We start from the raw sequence: 18340 nt of genomic DNA, 5'->3' as shown, positions 1-18340 counted from the left end.
CGAGAACAAGAAGCAGAAGATCGTGTAAGAGATAGTATAAGTAAAAGAGAGTATAAAGATCCATTTAGCAAATAAATACTAGAAAAAAATAGAGAGATAGCGGTTGGCGGTCTCTTAAAAAGCCACCCGCTATGCGGGTGGATAATTACTTACTTCACTACTATTTATCTTTACTTCAGCCCATCAGTTTTCTTGGTACTATTGCTTCTTGCCCATCACCTTCCAAACGATCCAGGCTGCCTTCATTCAAGAAATAAATATTTTTTGGATAGGGTGCGTAGCTCTTAACCAATATTTCGGTTCCAGCTTTTTGTACCTTACCATTCACTACCCTTAAGCCCTGTGCTTCATCATAATAAACATAAGCATTCTGACCAAATCGATCAAGATAAGCAACCAGCTCTTCTCCCATATCCCAATCACTGGTCTGCTGCGCATGCTCATCAAAAATCTGAGCAAATATTCCACCATCCTTCGCAAAGGTCTCCTGTCCAAAGCGATTCCGCGATAAATCTCCGCGATTGTCGTGGGGGCTTGTCACTGCATAGGTAGAAACCGCCTCGCCCACTTCAATTTTTCTTGTCGTTGTCGAATGGGAATCATAACAGTATAAGACACCAACAAATGCACGGTAGCTTGCTTCAAGATATTTAGGGTCCTTTACTGCATGAAAAATGTCTAAAGCAGCAGCGGCAGTAATCCCTCCCCATAAGGAGTGAATCATGTAGGATAACGCCTCCCACCATCGATCAGGATTCTGTGAACGGAAGTCATTACTGAAACCGACATTTGCCAGCAGCAGCTTTCCATATTGAAGACAGCTTTTGGTATAACCGGCATTTGCCAACGCAGCGGCAGCCGGTCCAAATCCGGCATTATCGAAATAGTGCTCTGTGGTTACAGCTTTTAGACTGGCATTATCTTCCAAAATTTCAAACAAGTTATTTTCCCACAAGCTTTTCAGCTTTTCATAATTGCCAATATTTCGTTGTTCCAACTGCTCAATCAGCTCATTGATATACAAGAAAAAGACACCCAGCATTTCTGATTCTTCTTTCGCTCTCAAGCTGTCATGGCATTCCGGATTGATTCTAAGCTCAACCACTTTGGCCGCCCATTCCAAATAGGTGTCTCTCTTCTGTTCCTTAAGCAGCTGATTAGGAAACTGCGAGAGGAGATAAAGTACATGCCCGAGGTACTCAAAATCCATCACTCGATAGAATGAGCCATACAAATTTCTTGGCTTTTTGAAATCGCCTTTTACAAACCATTTATTTAACACATAGTGATTGATGCTTTTTTCAACCTTCTGAATTTCATCTGCCTTTGGTTCCGCCAACAGATTTTTCTTAAGAATAAGGGAAAGCTTACCCAACGATTCTCCTTGGTTGGAAAGTGGTGAAAATGCATACTGTTCTTCGACGCCATAGGAAGTGTGACAAAGATACGCCACTCTGTTCTCCACTAGCTCACGGATGGACTCCATCACATTGATGATTATTTGGTCGCTTTTTCCATTAGCTAATATAAAGGTCAGACGGTGTTCGCCGCAGCATTCTACTTCTCCGGATACAAAATGTCCGGCAGTAATACACAATTTTTTTGCACGCAGCCGTCCCTCTTCGCCCCATTCCATCACGGCCTCTTCCACGGTTGCGCCATCGATGACTATTTCAATGGTTTCCCCAACAGGGACCATGGCCGGATAAGAAATTTTAGGATGCCCCAGCTGCTGCCCCTTGTCGATAAAATCCTGTTGATCCTTGATTTCAGCAATTTGATACCGCCAAGTGGTTGTTGCACCGGCTTCAACAACCAGCTCTTTTCCAGGATAGACCCAATCTTTGTCGTTGGATGTATTTTTACCGGAAAGAATCAATTTATGATAAATTAATCCATCCAGTGATGGCGATATATCTTCAAAAAACTTATTTTGAAATTCACAATAGCTGCCGACTGACAACAGTTCTCCAGCCAACTGATACATGCCTAGGCTACTGTCTTCACTGCTTCGCCTCATTACAGCAAGCTTCGAAAAGTTCGGGGAAAGTGACGGGAAAACAGCCGCCGACTGATGCACATTCCGTCGAATCGAAGTATCTCTGAACATGATATAACTAAAAGGAATCCACACAGAAAAATCCTGAAGCTTTAACGGAATTTTTCTTTTGTTGGTAAATGAAATCGACCAGTTGAAAGCCTCCTCAACAGATAGATCAAACACTTGAATCAGCTGAAATTCGTTAAAGGTATAGCGAACCGTCAGCTGTTCTTCTCCTTTTTCTATTTCCGGCTTTATATAAGCACTATTGTAAATTTTGTCCTCCACTTTTATGATAAAATTGCCAAACAGCTTGTCTTTGCTGTAATAATCTACCTCATCTAAATAGTCTTCAGCTATTACCCAATTCATACGATATGGATCAGTATTCAAATGAAGCACATTTAGCGTTCCCTGCTCCGTTACATTCAGAGTAAATATTTTATTTTTAATGTCCATATTATCCACTCCCACTGCTTTTGTACCCATAGTACAATATGGTAGAGAGAAATAATTATGTTTTTCCAACTAGTTTTATAAAATTTCCACACAAAATCGGTGTTGTCTTTTTCTAATATGAAGCAACTAACTATCACCTATAGTGCAAACAGAAAAAATCATTTTTATTGAGGGTGTCTCATTGCACTTGGATATAACTCCTAACTGATAGTATAAAAGAATAGCCGTATAAAAATAGCAAGTGTCTGGGGCAGAAATAAACATCTTGTCGTACTATAAAGAAAAGTCTCCAAACTTAAACCGAAATCACTCGATTAGCCCGTACTTCACTAAACTGTCTACCGCAGCCAATGTTGCCTGTTCTTGTGTCGAAAGAGGTTGCCAGCCTAATATTTTCTTCGCCTTCTCATTACTGACATTACGATTCATATCTAAAAACAACTTTCCTTCTCTCGCATGTTGATTAACCATTGCACCAGCTTCAATCAAGATATTCGGCAGCTTTCGTGTCGGAATTTTGTCAGCAAGTTCCGGGCGTTCTCTTCGAATCAATTGTGCAATCTCCACCATGGATATTTGTCCATCGGCACTAGCAATAAACCGTTGTCCCTTTGCTTCCGGTGTAACCATTGCTCGAATATGCAGCTCTGCTACATCTCGCACGTCAACAATGTTCAACGGAATATCGGCGATTCGCTTTGTTGAACCATTCAAGAGATTTGTAAGCAGTTCAAAGCTTCCGGACACGTGATTATTCAAGGACGGGCCGAAGATTGCCACAGGGTTTACCGTCGCAAACTCTAATTGTTTTCCTTCTGTTTCAATATATGACCATGCTGCTTTTTCAGCCAATAGCTTTGATTTTTCATAAACAGATAATCCCGGTTCATTTTCATCGGTCCAGTCCTCTTCAGTGGTGATTACTTGCGCTCCTTTTTTCTTACTGAAACCTACTGCACCAAAATTCGATGTCATCACAACTCGCTTCACACCGCTTCGATTTGCCGCCTTCAAAATTCGAATAATCCCTTCTACAGCAGGACGGATCACTTCATTTTCATCTTCGGGAATATCGAAAAAGACAGGAGAAGCGACACTCAATACATAATCACATCCCTCCATGGCAGCATCCCAGCCATCATCCTTCGACAAATCCGCTTTGGCAAACGACAGATTTTCAATCATTGAAACACCATGACTCTTCAGCACCTCGATAACTCTCTCTTTACTTTTTAGCGAACGGACAGTTGTTTTGACCTTGTAGCCCTTTTTTAACAATTGAAGAACGATTTGCATTCCGACAAAACCAGTTCCACCAGTAACTAAAACATTATTTTGCATGATTATTTCCTCCTCTATTCATTGTAAAAAGTCACTCTTTACTTTATAGTTATATCAATCCTGCTAAAGAATTAAGCATACACAACGATGCCATTGCTTTCATTTAAGAGCAATGTTTAACCGAAATATAGCAATTCATAAGATTGTAGCTACATATGCCGTTCCACTCACTAATGCAGTGAAATAGGACTATTAGCTTAATATGGACTGAACTCTTTTACAGGATTTACATCAGTTTAAACCCTAGAGTATAGTCGAGGGAAAGAGTTTTATTCAAAAAAGGAGAAAAAAGATGACTTATACGATAAAAGAAGTTTCTGAACTATTCGATCTGTCGATTTACACCTTACGCTATTATGACAAGCAAGGCTTACTGCCATTTGTCTCAAAAAATAAATCCGGCTACCGAGAATTTACTGATTCTGACCTTGGTTTCATCCATACAATTTGCTGCTTAAAAAATACAGGAATGGCTATCAAGGATATTCGTACCTATATCTCCTATTGCATGGAGGGAACCTCAACAATCTCAGCGCGTGAACAGTTGCTTTCACAGCATCGGAAAAACGTCCTTCAAGAAATAAGCAACTTAGAAAATAACCTAAAAGAAATCGACCACAAACTTGATGTTTATACAGCACCCAATGCGGTTGAAATCATCAGTGCTCAACGACAGTTTTCTAGCCAGGAAAAGGAACAGCACGCTTTAGTAAATCCCTTTATAGACTAACTATGGAAAAAACATGTAGAATTTTATTCCTGCCCATTTATTCCCATTTGAATCCTTCTTTTTAAATTTTGATAAACCAAAAGCTGCTGACGTGCACGTTTTATTCGCTTGTACCTCTTCGGCTGCTTTTTATAAAACTGTTGATGATAATTTTCAGCGGGCCAGAATGTCTTTGCAGCTTGAATTTCGGTTACAATCGGCTGCTTATATTTCCCCGACTCAATCAGCTGTCTCTTTGACTTCTCAGCAATTTTCTTTTGGTGTTCATCCTGTACAAAAATGATTGGACGGTATTGACTACCTCGATCCTGAAACTGCCCAAAAGCATCTATAATTAAAGTTGCAGACAATGGAAGTTATTAGAAAAATGCCGTTATATAAGTATTTCCCTAGTTTTCCGAAGAAGTCAAATGCTTTGGATATCCTTAAAAGGGTATTCAAAGGGTATTCATTTTAATTGTTAAAATGGCTTTTAAAAAAGAAAATCCACTCCATGAATGAAGTGGATTAAATCATTGATATTAGGGTTGAACAAGAACTGAATAGCCGTGTCCTGTAGCTCTTTGATGTTGGTATCCCCCGTTGCTCGCTGTTGCATAACTAGCCGTGGGAGAAGAATAATGACCTTGATTACATCTCCAATAGTATCGGTATGAAGCGGCTTCCCCTTTTTGAGGAACAAGAACGCATAAACCCAAGACGAATAGAAGCAATGCTGCTATTACTTTAACCTTCTTTTTCATATATAAACACCTCCTTGAAATATATTGTAGACTAAATATAATTTTATATCAACTTTTTTTACAATTAAACAAAAAAAGCTTTGAAAATACCAAAAAAACTGATAACCTAGTTAAAATAGGTCATATATCATTACGAAAAGAGGGACACAGATGGAAGATTCAGAATTAATATCTTCACTCACAATAATCAAAGGCTATTCAGAGCTGTTGATGAGAACTAAGCAGACAGAAGAAGATATTATTAATTTTAGTAAAATCATCTTTGAAGAAGCCACTTCTTTAGAAGAAAAATTGTCAAATAATCAATCAGAAAATGAAAAATTGGTCTAATACGAAAACTCGTTAGGCGAAAGTCAAACCTGATATCTTTATTATGGCTAGCTCTCCATTCTATTTATGATAATACCGAATATTGATTACTTTTTGACAGTAATATATAATGTTCAGTATCAATGGAAGGAGGTATTTTATGAAAAAGAAAGCTTATTGCATAGCAATTGTAATGGTTGCTGTATTGTTCACTGGTATTGGTTTATTCTCTCTTGCTAAACAGTATGAAGCTGCATCTTATAGCTATTATTGGTCTTGTAACAAGGGACATTCTAGCGTTCACTACAGCACCAAGACTGCCGCACAAAATGCAGGTATGACTCATCAGCGATCAACTGGACATACGTTTTATATTGTTACAGTACGAAAATAATAAAATTGATGGACACTTCTTTAATTAGAAGTGCCCTCTTTTGTTTGCAACCTTCTATTTTTAAATTTTGCCACTTTTTTCAAAATAGGATTAACCAGCATAGTACCACGTTAACACTTTGCTTTTTTGATGAAAAAATGTAAACAAAAAAGCCGCCTCCGGAGAGACGACTAACGAGATAGTTATGAAGTTTCCCTCTTCATAATTTTAGTTTATCTTTTATCATAAAAAATTCAACGATAAAGTATTTACCGTTTAGAAATTGCTTTAGCTAGTTTCAACCAAGCTTCATCTTTCTTCAATACTGGAATTTCTTCACCTTTATGTTTTGCTTTATAAATATCTCGAATAACATCAACCTCTTTATTATTTGCCAATGTTGTCAATTTCCCAGCTTCATATTTGTGAATAGCTCCTGCTGCGTGAATTAGTACCATCGTTTCATCATCCTCCTGAATTTGTGTTTTATTTGATGTTTCATCATTGCTGTTTGATGTGTTATTGCCAGTCATGTATTTACTGATTTGACTAATAAAATAGTCTTTGACAGCATTTGTTGCCTTCCCGTGAAGTTCCCACGAACGATGCGGACAGGCTGTAGCAGAAAACTCTTTATGAAGCATTACAGTTGCTCTGCTTGGCTTCATCCCCCAAAACAACATATCTTCTGCAATTTGCTTGAAGGTATTCTGTTCTGCTTGTAAAAATGTTGCTTCATCGCCTGTAGAACGGCAAACCTCATAACCGACAAAATTTGTATTTCCGTTAGCATTTGCAGTGTGCCATGCGCAATTGAATGTATCTTCAGTACGAACTACAGTTGTTTCATCAATGAAATAATGCGCAAATCCAGCTGCCAATTGTGCTACCGACATTCCTGCTAAACGGTTCATGTGCTGCTTTGCTGTAGCGTTATCAGCTGTATTATGAATGACAACACCGGAGGGAGTTGCTGAAGCTCTTGCCCCGGCAACTCCTCGACAGACGGAATTATTAATAATTTTAACCATCATTCATCCTCCTCTACACTATCTCTGATTTGAAGAAAATATTGTTTGAGTTTCTCCGGCAAAGGCAAGAACTCGGAAATATTTTCCAATAATGAAATCCCCTCGTTTGCAATATAGAACATGATAACAACCTCCCGTAAAGGAATACTATTACCAGTTAACTTTTCAAGCTCAACTGCGACTGCGATTACTACAAAAATCATCACCTTTTTCATCAGTCCTACAAATCCAATAGCACTTGATAAGTTTTTCAATTTGATTCCCTTCGCAATTCCCGTCAGATAGTCGGCTACTACTAAAAACATAATGACATGTAAGATAGTATCCATTCCACCTAAAAAGCTGACCGCAACACCGCCGATCAGCCCAAAAACCATACTAATTGAATTGAAATATTTTTCCATGTGACACTCTCCTATTTTTCTTTTTTATGTCGGTATTACATCTGACGTCAACCATGTTGCTGCAAGCGCGATGGTCAAAGGCGCGCTTGTCATATTCTTTGATAAGCTGCTTATACTGCCGTTGCTGTAAAAGAACATTAACATGTATCTATCTGCGTTCAGATTGTCCGCAACATAAGCATGAGCATCAACCGTTTGTGAGCTGGTAGGTCGAAACCCTGCCGGAATCATCTCAGTTAGATTAGCTCTGCCATCCGGACGACTAGATGTTTGATTCGAATTGATGCTAAGATTCACGATATTTCCAATCCGTGTGAGTGTGGCGGTAACACCATATCCCAAACCAACAGCTGTTTTCTGATAGACTTTTGTGGTTGCTGCTTCGATGTCTGCTTTAACCTCTGTCTTTTTCGCGTAGTTCGTTAAATCATCTGTGACAACTTTTAAGGCAGCAGTAAGTTGATTGCTGCTTGTTTCGAGATTACCGTCTAATTCATCAAAATTATCATTCAATAATTCGTGATAATCTGAATCACCTTTTACAAATTTATGCATTTGTTTCCCTCCTTTTTAAACTGTGTATTTGAACTGAATTTCTAAGTTTGTATAATCAACACTCAACGCACTAACAGTTGTTTCGTTTGCTGCATCAGCGTGAGCCAAAACATGAATACACCCATCATCCTGAATACAACTTGCTGGAATAGGTAGTGAAATCTGTTTTACTGTAGAACTTGATTCACTGATGAAGCCTTCCCAAGCTGAGCCATTTCCATATGCGATTGTGATATTTGAGCTGTTAGCTGCTGAACCAAATCCCCATGTATTCGAAACAATCGTAGAAAACTTACGTGTAGCAACCACTTTCTCATTTAGAGTAATGGCACCTATATTTTTGAACAACTCAGGATATTTCCTGTCAATTGCTTCCACAACATTCCATTTTTTTTCTACTTGCAGCATGTTCTTATTTGTCGAGTTTGTAACCGTATATAATTTACCGTCGTTCAACTCTTTCAAGCCATCCACACGCGCTTGACTCAGCTCATAAAATGTTGATGCATTTGGATTCTGTAATGTTTGAGATGTAACCATTTTCGCAATATGAGAATTTTCTACTACGCTTCCATATACCTTACCCTTAAAATCAGCAGTAAGAGATAAATTAATGCTTGGATTCACATTACTGTCAAACTCAATCTGCAACACACGGTGATCAGATATCAACCTCACGGCATTCTTCAACACAATAACTTTAGGATTCACAAGTTTGTAGTAGCGTGGTACACTCACCTTCAGCGATGACCTATCAAGGTATTCAACAGAAGAGTTGACGGTGTGAACGTTGCCTCCGCCCAGCCCTGTTAGTTCATATCCAAGTGGTACAGTTGCCATTCCATATTCCCAATATAGCGCTCGTAAAGCTGGATAACTCTTAGCATCATGTTCAATTTCGATAAGTTCCGTATTTGCATTAATCTTATCGAATTGATTCTGCAAGTTGCCAGCGACATCTTCATCTAAAATATCGCGAATGGATTCAAACCAATCTGTAAAATCACTTTTATTTCCTAGTAGCCAGTCCATGAAATCAGCTTTCTGATCTGAAATCCATTCATCATAAATATCTTGGTTTGCTGCTATCCAAGAATTAAATTCAGCAATAATTCTTTCGAGTTCTTCTTGTGCTGCGATGTACCAATCATCATAAGTTTTCATTGACTCCTGAACCCACTCTTGAAAGTACCTTAGAATTTCTTCGAATGTCCAAATGTAGTTACTATCTTTTATCCCCTCAGAAAAGATGCTAGGCATAACAGTATAAGGAAAGTCTTTTGTAGAAAATTGATGTTTGAAACGTACAACCTTATCTTCTGTTGTTCTGAATGCAAAGTATGCTTTATTTAGTCCGACATTTTGCATATCATAATCTGTCAGCGTATGGCGTACTATTCCATTTTCGAAATCGATATCTGTTACAAGTTGTTCAGATAGCCCTAAGCCTGTGACTGGACTTGCTCGAACACAAAAAAGAACAGTCAAGCCAGTTAAATCAACAGGTTTGCTGTTCTCAGTTATTGTAGCTTCAAATATTTGTGTTTCGCTGTCGTATTGCCGAACTTTGATAATACCGACACTATTATTTGGCTCGGTAGTGCTTAGATTCATTTTATATATTGTCAATTATTTTCCTCCTTTCTTCTATTTAAAAACTAATAACATCACGTGGATTTATTCGGTTCCACTGTGATCCCTTCCAGACCTCGAAATGTAAATGAACACCCGTTGACCCTCCGGTTGATCCCATAATTCCAATTTGATCAGCATTCGTGACTGTTTGACCTTGCGATACATTGAAGCTGTCAAGGTGTCCGTAATAGGACCAATAGCTGTTACCATGATCAATCACAATATAATTACCACCAACGCTATCAGTTGTTCGAGTGATAACTGTTCCAGCGTACGCGGCGAAAATAGGCACTTTAGCACCACCAGCAGAAGCTAGGTCGATTCCTCCATGGATTCCCACCGCTCCACCGCTCCAATAATCGGGGTCATCCCATTCTTGGGTTACCGTGTACGCTGATCTCACTGGATTCTGCCAACCGTCTGTACCACTGCTTAAGTTTTTCAGCTTGTCATACCAGTATTGGGCTTGTGTCTGTCTGATCGGCTGGAATGGGTCGGCTGGATGTTCATAGAATGCTATAAAGTAATCAGCAGCTAATTTTACGTCTGTTAATTTAGTGAACTGAACGAAAGAAATGTCTGTCAAATCTGGTCGCTGCGGATTCGCAAACCACTGAACATTATTTTCTACTTCCCATTGGATTCTTTGACATTGTGCATCAAGTGTGCGGTAGTCTAATCCTTTTTCATTACACCAATTAACCAACTTGCTCTTAGGTGTCCACTGGACTAAACCATAGCCGCCACCACCCGATATCTCGTCAATGTCGGGCATGATTCCTGATTCACTTTGCATATTACCAAGCATCCCGGCAATGGCCTCTTCCGTCCATCCTTTCGCTTTGAAGAACTGCCAAATTTGCCAAGCATTTTTCTCTTGCTCGGTTGTTAGCTCTGGTGGTATTACTCCTCCACCGGACCCACCACCAGTAACATTATTCCCATTTACGGTTAGTTTTCCAGTGATATTTATTTCGCCTCTCAGGTTTAATATCGGTTTGCTATGTGTACTTTCCTTTGGAATTTCGATAATTGGTGGTGAACTAGCTGAACTACTTGGGTTCATCCCTATACTAAGAAAATCACCTTCATCTATTCCAATCATTAACCCATCAGTTCCACTTTGGAAAGCAGGTGTTATTGTTCCGAATGTTCCACCATCTTCTTTATTGATGAAGTCGATTCTACCGTCCTTTATACGTATCATCGCCCGGTCACTTATAGTTTGAAACTCACAACCTTTGATTAAAATACCCATTAATGTACCTAGTTGAATATAATCAGCCACAAATTTCCCATCCATCGTCCAAGCAGTATCAAAATTTTCAGGCTTCCAGCCATTTGACGAGAATCCAATACCTGATTTATTGATTCTCAGCACTCGTTTAGCTGTTTCCAAATCATCTGTATCAATAAAAAATAAATCAGTTGGTCGGTTCTTCGGCCACCAAACGACATTCCCGCCATCGTTTCCAGATATTATTTGTGTAACAACTTCGATAAATGAGCTAGCATATTGCTTACTCGGAATTTGCTTCAACGTCTCAGTAATTTGATTGTTTTGAGCTTGAAAAAAGGTATATTGTTCACTGCCAGCCGAAAATTCTTCTACTTGCTCCAATAAGCTGTTATACCGGATTTTGTTTACTTTCGCAGTGATCTTTATATCAAAGCGCTTATAATAAACAGTCACCGTATCACATAAACCGATTTTCCTTAAATCCTTAAATTTCTCTGTCCTTCCAGATTCTTGAATTTGAGATATATTTGCTTTAATTGTGCATTTAGGTAAATCTATTCCCGGATTTAAGGAAGTAAAATATTTACTTGCTACTTTATTTAACGTAGCTAAATCTGTTACGCCTTGTTCTTCTGTAAATTGAATAAGGTCCGTTCGTATATCGTCATAATTATTAATATATTGACTGTCTACTTGGGTTCCCCATATTCGTTCCGTTTCTCCCTCGCTGTTCTGTAAATCAGCATATGGAAAGATTCTTGTTAATAAGCTGTCAAAATCTGTTTCAATACTTAATCCAGCTAGATTTTTCCCGTAACGGATTGTCGTAACATTTTCTCTACCACGGTTCTTCAGTAACGAGATTTTAAACGGCTCATGTTTAATTTCGCCGCCCCAATTCTGTAATAAAGAACCTTGTGATCCACCTATACAATTGAGCGGATTCGTGATTTCAAATTCTGTACTTGATATTGTAGCAACATCTGAATAGAATTCGATATCTGTATCTCTATCCATGGCAGCGCGTACCATGTGCATGGCTTGCGCTCCGTTTTTGCTTTCAATAGTCAACCGCTTAATTGAGCGGCCTTTGAGCTTTGATACTGCCCGGCTTATTCCTCGAACCGTCAAAATGCCTGTAGACATATCTTGATCGTGTTTATATATCACATAAACATTCGCTTCATCTAAATCGTTTGCTTTTGCCTTTATTTGATAGCCGTTCTCTTGTAGAAACTCACTTTTTTTAGTAGTAATTGGAAATGTTAGAATTACTTCATTTTGTCCGTTTCTTTCTTCATCAACATAACAGCTGATACAGTCAGCTAATTTACCTAACCCATTATGATTAAAACTTGATTCTTTTGGCTCATATAAAATTGGTATCATGCTCTCGCTCGCCACCTACCTTTCAATTCTATTTTTTCCACGTTCCCTTTCCATTCCACTACATTCCAGCCCGGCGAAAAGAAAGGAAAGTCAGCAGAAACCATTTTATGATTCTGGTTTGTAATCACACCATCCGATTCTTTATATACTTCTAAGATATCTGAATCACTGTCTATCTCTATAAATTGATCTACGGCCGTTAATACAAACGGCACACCATTCACATAAACAGTAATATCACCATATCCATATATTTTCATATAAGGTTCTGAATAATATTTTTCCGGATTTTCTAGTTCAAATGCTTCAAAAAAAGTTTGAGGGTCTAAACCAGTCTTACGATATTTAAAAGGTGCAACTGACAGTTCAAAAGAAAAAGGAACAGCGAGCTTACTCCCCCGTGTTCCTTCAAAACTAATTTCGTTATTGTTGATCACTTCATAAATATAGTGAGGATCATAAAACGGCGTAAATGAAACATATTCCCCGGCAGTGTCTAAAAATGCTGATACCTCATTTTCAATAAAATATAAATCATCATAAGATGGAACCAAGCAAAAACAGGATAATGAAAGAGTAGAATTTGTGTAATACCCTTTATCAATCGGAACAAGTTTATTTTTTCCGTGTACCTCTTTCATTTCTACGATTCTTTTTCCCTTAATCTTTTTGCGGCGTTCCCTAATATAGCAGCCTATTTCTTCGCTATGTTGATCATTAAAAAGAAATGTTCCTTCTTGCATTACTTCATGCATCACACCCACCCCGAATCATAAGGACTTTTCTGTTTCTTGATATCTGTAAACTTGTAGACTAAATATTCGGCCATTTCATCCATAACAGATTTAGGCAAACTCCCAAATGCACTCAAGTGTAAATGGATTTCGTCACCACCTCCATTAGCTTCTGACACTGCCGTTCTGATATATCCCATTAACTTATCAAGTGGCGCGATTGCTTCCTGTCCGGCCTCGCCTCCACCTAGCAGCTGCCCCCCAGCCTTGCCGAAAATAGTTGGCTTGGTTAAAATACCACCTTTAGCAAACCATTTAACATCTAAGCCCGATGGGTAAGAAATCTCCTTACCGAAAATTTTCTTTGTACTCATTTTTAAACCAAACGACGGCAATTTAGGCAATTGAATATCCGGAAACTTTAGCTTAAGTTTTGAAAACAAATCTCTGATTACCCCTATTTTGTCATTAATACCATCAGTGATATTATTCATTTTTTGGGTGAAATAGTCAGCAATACCACCAATGGCATTCCCGGCTCCATCCTTCAAGCCGTTCCAAAATTCTCCCATAAACGAACCAAATGATTCCCATTTTTCACCTAGCCAATCAGAAATTGCTCCCCAATTCTGGAAAATGGCAATTGCGGCCGTAATAGCTGCTGCAACTCCTATAACTCCGGCTATCATTGGTAATATTGCTCCGCCAAGTCCGGCGGTAATTATCGCCATCACTGCCGTAATTATCGGCGCTAAGGAAGTGATAAGCACAATTAATCCCCCTAAAATAACAATAAATTGTTTTACTGGCCCGGGTATGTTGGTAAACCAGTCTGCAAATTGCTGAATGATCGGCATCAATGTATCTAAAATTGGCGCTACTACTTCCGCAATCATTCCACCGAATTCCGCCATAATGTTTGTTACGTTCTGCATTGCTACTTGTTGGCGGTCGATTGGGTCCAGTGTATCGTCAAAAGTTTGCCCGACAAGTCCATTTGCATTCGCCGCTGCTTCTGATAAACCATCGAAATTCAGGGCACCACGTTTTAAGGCATCATCCATCACGCCAGCACCTTTTTGACCGAATACTTCAGTAGCAATTTTAAACGCTTCTGTTTCATTTGTAGCATTATTCATTTTATGGCTTGTTTCTTCTAGCCCTTCAATTAAAGTTTTATTGTCCTTTGCATACACAGCACGTGCTTTAGATAAGTATGACAGCATTTTTCCGCTATCAATCCCTGATTGTTCAAATTTTCCCATCAAAGCGGTACTTTCACCAAAAGATAGACCCAATGCTTTTAATTGTGGTCCCCCTTTTATAGTCTTATCAAATAAATTATCTACTGACTGGCCTGTTGCTTGTGCCGTTTGTGTAACAGAATCCAATACTGACCCAAAATCACCACTTTCCAGCTTATATGCTTCTATTGCCTGTTTTGCATTAATAGCTGATTGGCTAACATCTGCTTCATTGATGTTTGCGAACTTCAAAAGATATTCTGTTGAATCCTGTAGCTGATCATCCATGAACCCAAATTGGGTGTTCATTTCACCAACTGCCGACCCGACATCTGCAAAAGAATCAACTGGTAAATTATTGGTAATATTTTTATAAGTTTCGGACATGCTGTCTATAGCCTCAGCGCTCGCTCCGGTTTTAGTGATGATAATGTCAGCACCTTCGTCTACCTCTCGGAACGCGTCTTGTGCTTTCCCGGCAAACTCTTTCAACTTATCGCCAACCGCTGAAAGTTTATCTGCTGCATCCATTAAATTTCCAGATGCAATCCCATCCCCCATATTGTTTAGGGCTTCTCCTGTAGTATCTGCTGTAGTTGACAACCCTTCTAATTCTGTTCGTACGCTTTCGATAGAACCGCCATCATCTACTTTATCTAACGCTTCTTTCATTGCGCCAATATCTACTTCACTTCCAAGCGCGCTCTTACCTATTTTGTTTATCGCTACTTCCAAATCATCTGAACTTGCTGTACCGTTTTTTATTGCATTTACAAGACGTGATCCCAAAACATCCTGATAATCTTCAATAGATGATCCGGTAGCTTGGAAAAGGGAATCAAGACGGCTAGTGTTTTGTCCTAGTTTATCCTGTTCACCTTGCATATTCTGCAATTGATTTTTATAGCCTTCCAACGCGCCTTCTGTGGTAACTAGTTCACGCTGAAATGCTCGATATTGTTCCGCTCCAATGTCGCCGTTTTGATATGCAGCTGTTACATCATCTTGCGCCCCCTTCAATGCTTTCAGTTTATCGCTAGTAGTTGCTACTTGTTCGCTTAGTAGCTGCTGCTTTTGGGCTAAAAGCTCCGTACTATTTGGGTTCAATTTCAGAAGACGTTCAACCTGTTTCAATTCTGCTGACACTTTCGTGGATCGGGTCGTAATATCTTTCAGGCCACTCGTTACGCCTTTAGTGTCTGCATCCAAAGCAATCGTTATACCATTGATTTTTTTTCCAGCCATTTTCTCACCTACCTTTAAAAGCTATCGAAATCTGTCTGACCGGCTTTTCTCACTGAAGGAGTACCAGCCGGATTTATTTCCGCTGTTTTTTCATCGATCCACTGCTGTACATAATCAAGACATTGCCCTATATCCATGATTTCTAGTTCTGCAAAAGACAGCCCTATTTCTTTGCAAATAAAAAGAAATGAATCCACGGTTAATACTTCATCGCTTGAACTCATTTCGTCATTTACTTTTTTCTTGTTCTAATGCTACTTTCTAAAAGTTCCTTGATTTCCGGCAAAATAATCTCGATCGGCATTGCCTCAAAATCATCCAGCCAAGTGAAAGGCTCCGGAATGTTTCTGTCTGCCATCTTTGCCATTGTCCACAAAATATTAAAAATAACCATCAAATCTAAATTATTTAGATACTCAAATGAAAGTTTTTGCAAATCAAAGTCTTGTGGTTTTTCAGCGTTAAGAATCGCTTTGACTAATTCGCCCTTATTCATCTTTGAATGTTTTGATATATTTAGCTTGGCCGCTTTCTCTTTGAGCAACTGAACAGATAGAAGCCTCAATTCCCCTTTTCTTTCTTCATCTTCGGGAACATCAAAAACTTTTGCTAACTTCATCAAGTCAGCGAAATAGTCACTGCCAAATTGATTTTTATAAACGATCGACATTGCCGCGCTGGTTCTTAATCGGATGGGGCGATCATCAACATAAATTGTTTTTTCCATACTTAAGCCCCCGGCGCTTTCTGAGCTTTCTCATAAACAGCACTAAACCAATTATCATAAATTTCCGGCTTCGTTGTTCCGGTCGTTTTAGTTTTTACTGCTTTATCAATTGGCCGAGGTGTAGCATTAAAATCCAGCTCACTAGTATTTGGATTCTTACCAGTAGCACTTCCGATAGATGGACGGTTTGCCGAACAATGATACATGACATGACGAACAGCGTTTTTATCACCTTCAAATTGAAACATAAGCGCGAACGGCTTTGTTAAAGCATTTGAGCGCTCTGTTTGTACGCCATCCTCCGTATCCAGTTCTTCACCTAAACAACTAACTAGAAAATGATCATGGATCAACGCCATATTTAATTTCCCTGTATAGCCTTTATTGTCAGCTGAAGTATAGTAAACAATGTTGTCCGCCTCAAATTCTATTAAGTCACCATTTACATCTAGTGTTAAATCAACCGCGCCGGGAAACGGTATCGGCTCTTCGTATGTCATTGTTCCATCCGGTAAAATTGTTGCTGGGGCGTAATGACAATTTTCTAACCCGAAAGTTACTTTATTTTCGCTCATTCCTTTTTCCTCCTAAATTGTAGTTTCATATAAAACTAAGTACATTCTTTCAGATTCTATATAGGTTTCGGATGCTTCCCATTCGATTTTGTTTTCATCAAAAATTTTTTCTATAGCCTCTTCAGCAAGAATATTTTTCAAATTAGAATACAACTCGATGGATACTCTTATACCTTTATGAAAAACGTGATTATCCGCTGTGAAATTATCCGTATTTTCTTGATAATAAATAATATAGGGAAGGTTAGGAACCTTCCCTTTTTCCCATTGACGGTAAGCAACCTGTAAGCCTGTAGAATCTAGTATCTTTTTTATTTCCTCTAACTTCATCGGCGTATCGCTCCTTCTACAGCTTGGATAAACTCTTGAACAGCTTCCGCTTCTACTGGTTCAATATGTTTTGTCGCTGTTGATCTCCCACCATTTCTTAAAGCGTGATCACGTTCTAAAAGGTGGGTAAGCTGATAACGTGTAGCATTATGAACAATCCATGAAAAACTATTCTCTCCACCATTCGATACTTTTTTAACTCGCCATCCTTTTGAATATTTTTTTGTTCGTTTGGGGCTATCTGCCTTTAACCTATCAGCGGCTTCTTTCGTGATTTTTTCCGCTGCTGCATCAATATCTTTTTGAACTTCTTCAGTATAAGTTCTCAATTCATTTACAATCGCAGCTGTCAGATTGTCGGTTGTTGTCATTACTGATCACCTAATTTTTCAATACAGGTTAACTCGATTTCTTCTGCATTCATTAAATAGGTTTTTTCAATATGCAACCGCTGATCATTATAAATGACTGTGGTTTCTCCCTCATACTCATACGGATGAACAACAAGCAAGTAAAGAACTTGAATGTCATTTTGACCAGCTGCATAATGCTCTGACCGGCTGATTGGTTTTTCATAACAACAAACTTTTTCTTTCTTGTCCGTATCTTGAATTGGCTGACCGATAGCATCATAGACTAGCTGGCCGGCTTCATCTAATTTATACACTTCTTTAATTAGCGTAACTTCATCATCCCACGTATTATTCATTACTCACACCACCATATTTTATAATTAGATTGTGCTTTCTAAACTGGAGATTTCTCGGAAGAATCCCTTCGCCTCTTGATCGATACCGCCAAGCAGCAAAATCTACTAAAAACATAAGATGATCAGAATTTTCATCACTGAGGGTAACACCTTTATCTTTCATTTCCGTTTTAACGCCTTCAATGATTGCAGACAAATAGGAATCTCTATTTTCTTTAGAGATTCCTAAGTTCATTTTAAGCAAAGTCAATGCTTGACTCTCTTCCTTTCCCATCACTCAACACCATCTTTTACTTCATCAATTGATAGCTCCGGATCTGCTGCTCCTTCTTCGATTTTTTCAATGATGGGCGAACCCTTCAATACTTCTGCACGCCCTTTATTATCATTCGCTAACAGCTGTTTAATTCGTGCTTGTTTCGGCTCGTGACCTTCTCTTGGATAAATTTCACCTTGTTCATAAACTTTGTTATTATCGGTTAAATCCCGAAATTTTTTCAGTACGCTATACATGGCTCTACCCTCT

The 18340-nt window shown here is 38.8% G+C and carries 21 protein-coding genes and 2 pseudogenes; 4 read left to right on the top strand and 19 right to left on the bottom strand.

Annotation, left to right across the window (positions count from 1 at the left end; genetic code table 11):
- Positions 1 to 75: pseudogene (locus IW510_RS21655) on the top strand (IS200/IS605 family transposase); the annotation flags it as partial.
- Positions 76 to 175: 100 nt separating this feature from the next.
- On the opposite strand, the gene IW510_RS15975 reads toward IW510_RS21655, so the two are convergent.
- Both IW510_RS15975 and IW510_RS15970 read right to left on the bottom strand, forming a co-directional pair.
- On the bottom strand, positions 176 to 2500 hold the full coding sequence (locus tag IW510_RS15975; protein WP_202061339.1) for a hypothetical protein: 2325 nt from the start codon (positions 2498 to 2500) through the stop codon (positions 176 to 178).
- A 306-nt stretch (positions 2501 to 2806) separates the two neighbouring features.
- Positions 2807 to 3841, bottom strand: a complete 1035-nt coding sequence (locus IW510_RS15970) for an SDR family oxidoreductase (protein WP_202061338.1) — start codon at positions 3839 to 3841, stop codon at positions 2807 to 2809.
- A 292-nt stretch (positions 3842 to 4133) separates the two neighbouring features.
- On the opposite strand from IW510_RS15970, the gene IW510_RS15965 reads away from it, so the two are divergent.
- Complete coding sequence (locus IW510_RS15965) at positions 4134 to 4571, top strand: MerR family transcriptional regulator (RefSeq protein ID WP_202061337.1); 438 nt, start codon at positions 4134 to 4136, stop codon at positions 4569 to 4571.
- Between the two features lie 23 nt (positions 4572 to 4594).
- Here the strand turns inward: IW510_RS15965 and IW510_RS15960 are convergent.
- Together IW510_RS15960 and IW510_RS15955 are read right to left on the bottom strand one after the other, a co-directional pair.
- Positions 4595 to 4900 (bottom strand): annotated as a pseudogene (locus tag IW510_RS15960) (peptide-methionine (S)-S-oxide reductase); the annotation flags it as partial.
- A 192-nt stretch (positions 4901 to 5092) separates the two neighbouring features.
- On the bottom strand, positions 5093 to 5314 hold the full coding sequence (locus tag IW510_RS15955) for a hypothetical protein (RefSeq protein WP_202061335.1): 222 nt from the start codon (positions 5312 to 5314) through the stop codon (positions 5093 to 5095).
- Positions 5315 to 5464: 150 nt separating this feature from the next.
- On the opposite strand from IW510_RS15955, the gene IW510_RS15950 reads away from it, so the two are divergent.
- Positions 5465 to 5644: a hypothetical protein gene (locus IW510_RS15950; RefSeq protein ID WP_202061333.1), complete on the top strand. Its 180-nt coding sequence runs from the start codon at positions 5465 to 5467 to the stop codon at positions 5642 to 5644.
- Between the two features lie 139 nt (positions 5645 to 5783).
- Positions 5784 to 6017 (top strand): hypothetical protein, encoded by a 234-nt coding sequence (locus IW510_RS15945; RefSeq protein WP_202061331.1) that lies wholly within the window; start codon positions 5784 to 5786, stop codon positions 6015 to 6017.
- A 248-nt stretch (positions 6018 to 6265) separates the two neighbouring features.
- On the opposite strand, the gene IW510_RS15940 is transcribed toward IW510_RS15945, so the two are convergent.
- Genes IW510_RS15940 through IW510_RS15870 form a run of 15 tightly spaced genes read right to left on the bottom strand, consistent with a single transcriptional unit; the run spans position 6266 to position 18327 of the window.
- Positions 6266 to 7030: a peptidoglycan recognition protein family protein gene (locus IW510_RS15940; RefSeq protein WP_236674776.1), complete on the bottom strand. Its 765-nt coding sequence runs from the start codon at positions 7028 to 7030 to the stop codon at positions 6266 to 6268.
- Positions 7027 to 7431 carry a phage holin family protein gene (locus IW510_RS15935; protein WP_202061329.1) on the bottom strand — a complete coding sequence of 135 codons (405 nt, stop codon included), beginning with the start codon at positions 7429 to 7431 and terminating at the stop codon, positions 7027 to 7029. The genes IW510_RS15940 and IW510_RS15935 overlap by 4 nt, the downstream gene beginning before the upstream one ends.
- 24 nt (positions 7432 to 7455) lie before the next feature.
- A complete protein-coding gene (locus IW510_RS15930) occupies positions 7456 to 7986 on the bottom strand; it encodes a hypothetical protein (protein ID WP_202061327.1) in 531 nt (176 codons plus the stop codon).
- A gap of 15 nt (positions 7987 to 8001) precedes the next feature.
- Positions 8002 to 9615: a BppU family phage baseplate upper protein gene (locus IW510_RS15925; protein ID WP_202061325.1), complete on the bottom strand. Its 1614-nt coding sequence runs from the start codon at positions 9613 to 9615 to the stop codon at positions 8002 to 8004.
- Positions 9616 to 9637: 22 nt separating this feature from the next.
- Entirely contained in the window at positions 9638 to 12250 is a 2613-nt protein-coding gene (locus IW510_RS15920) for a phage tail spike protein (protein WP_202061323.1), read from the bottom strand.
- The gene (locus tag IW510_RS15915; protein ID WP_202061321.1) at positions 12247 to 13005 is read right to left on the bottom strand and encodes a phage tail protein; all 759 of its coding nucleotides are present in this window, start codon (positions 13003 to 13005) and stop codon (positions 12247 to 12249) included. Before IW510_RS15915 ends, IW510_RS15920 begins: the two co-directional genes overlap by 4 nt.
- Positions 13005 to 15473 (bottom strand): phage tail tape measure protein, encoded by a 2469-nt coding sequence (locus IW510_RS15910; protein WP_202061319.1) that lies wholly within the window; start codon positions 15471 to 15473, stop codon positions 13005 to 13007. Before IW510_RS15910 ends, IW510_RS15915 begins: the two co-directional genes overlap by 1 nt.
- A gap of 14 nt (positions 15474 to 15487) precedes the next feature.
- Positions 15488 to 15697, bottom strand: coding sequence for a hypothetical protein (locus IW510_RS15905; protein ID WP_202061317.1), 210 nt, complete (start codon positions 15695 to 15697; stop codon positions 15488 to 15490).
- 8 nt (positions 15698 to 15705) lie between these two features.
- Positions 15706 to 16200: a hypothetical protein gene (locus IW510_RS15900; RefSeq protein WP_202061316.1), complete on the bottom strand. Its 495-nt coding sequence runs from the start codon at positions 16198 to 16200 to the stop codon at positions 15706 to 15708.
- Positions 16201 to 16202: 2 nt separating this feature from the next.
- Positions 16203 to 16775, bottom strand: coding sequence for a major tail protein (locus IW510_RS15895; RefSeq protein WP_202061315.1), 573 nt, complete (start codon positions 16773 to 16775; stop codon positions 16203 to 16205).
- Between the two features lie 12 nt (positions 16776 to 16787).
- Entirely contained in the window at positions 16788 to 17105 is a 318-nt protein-coding gene (locus tag IW510_RS15890) for a hypothetical protein (protein ID WP_202061314.1), read from the bottom strand.
- Positions 17102 to 17476, bottom strand: coding sequence for an HK97 gp10 family phage protein (locus IW510_RS15885; RefSeq protein ID WP_202061313.1), 375 nt, complete (start codon positions 17474 to 17476; stop codon positions 17102 to 17104). The genes IW510_RS15890 and IW510_RS15885 overlap by 4 nt, the downstream gene beginning before the upstream one ends.
- Entirely contained in the window at positions 17476 to 17814 is a 339-nt protein-coding gene (locus IW510_RS15880; RefSeq protein WP_202061312.1) for a phage head closure protein, read from the bottom strand. Before IW510_RS15880 ends, IW510_RS15885 begins: the two co-directional genes overlap by 1 nt.
- The gene (locus tag IW510_RS15875; protein ID WP_202061311.1) at positions 17807 to 18088 is read right to left on the bottom strand and encodes a hypothetical protein; all 282 of its coding nucleotides are present in this window, start codon (positions 18086 to 18088) and stop codon (positions 17807 to 17809) included. The genes IW510_RS15880 and IW510_RS15875 overlap by 8 nt, the downstream gene beginning before the upstream one ends.
- Entirely contained in the window at positions 18088 to 18327 is a 240-nt protein-coding gene (locus IW510_RS15870; RefSeq protein ID WP_202061308.1) for a hypothetical protein, read from the bottom strand. The genes IW510_RS15875 and IW510_RS15870 overlap by 1 nt, the downstream gene beginning before the upstream one ends.
- Positions 18328 to 18340: the final 13 nt, after the last annotated feature.

The sequence above is a fragment of the Enterococcus sp. BWR-S5 genome (assembly GCF_016745255.1).
In the GTDB taxonomy this organism is placed as follows: domain Bacteria; phylum Bacillota; class Bacilli; order Lactobacillales; family Enterococcaceae; genus Enterococcus_L.
Note: the sequence above shows the minus strand (reverse complement) of the source record. Positions and strands in the feature narration are given on the sequence as shown.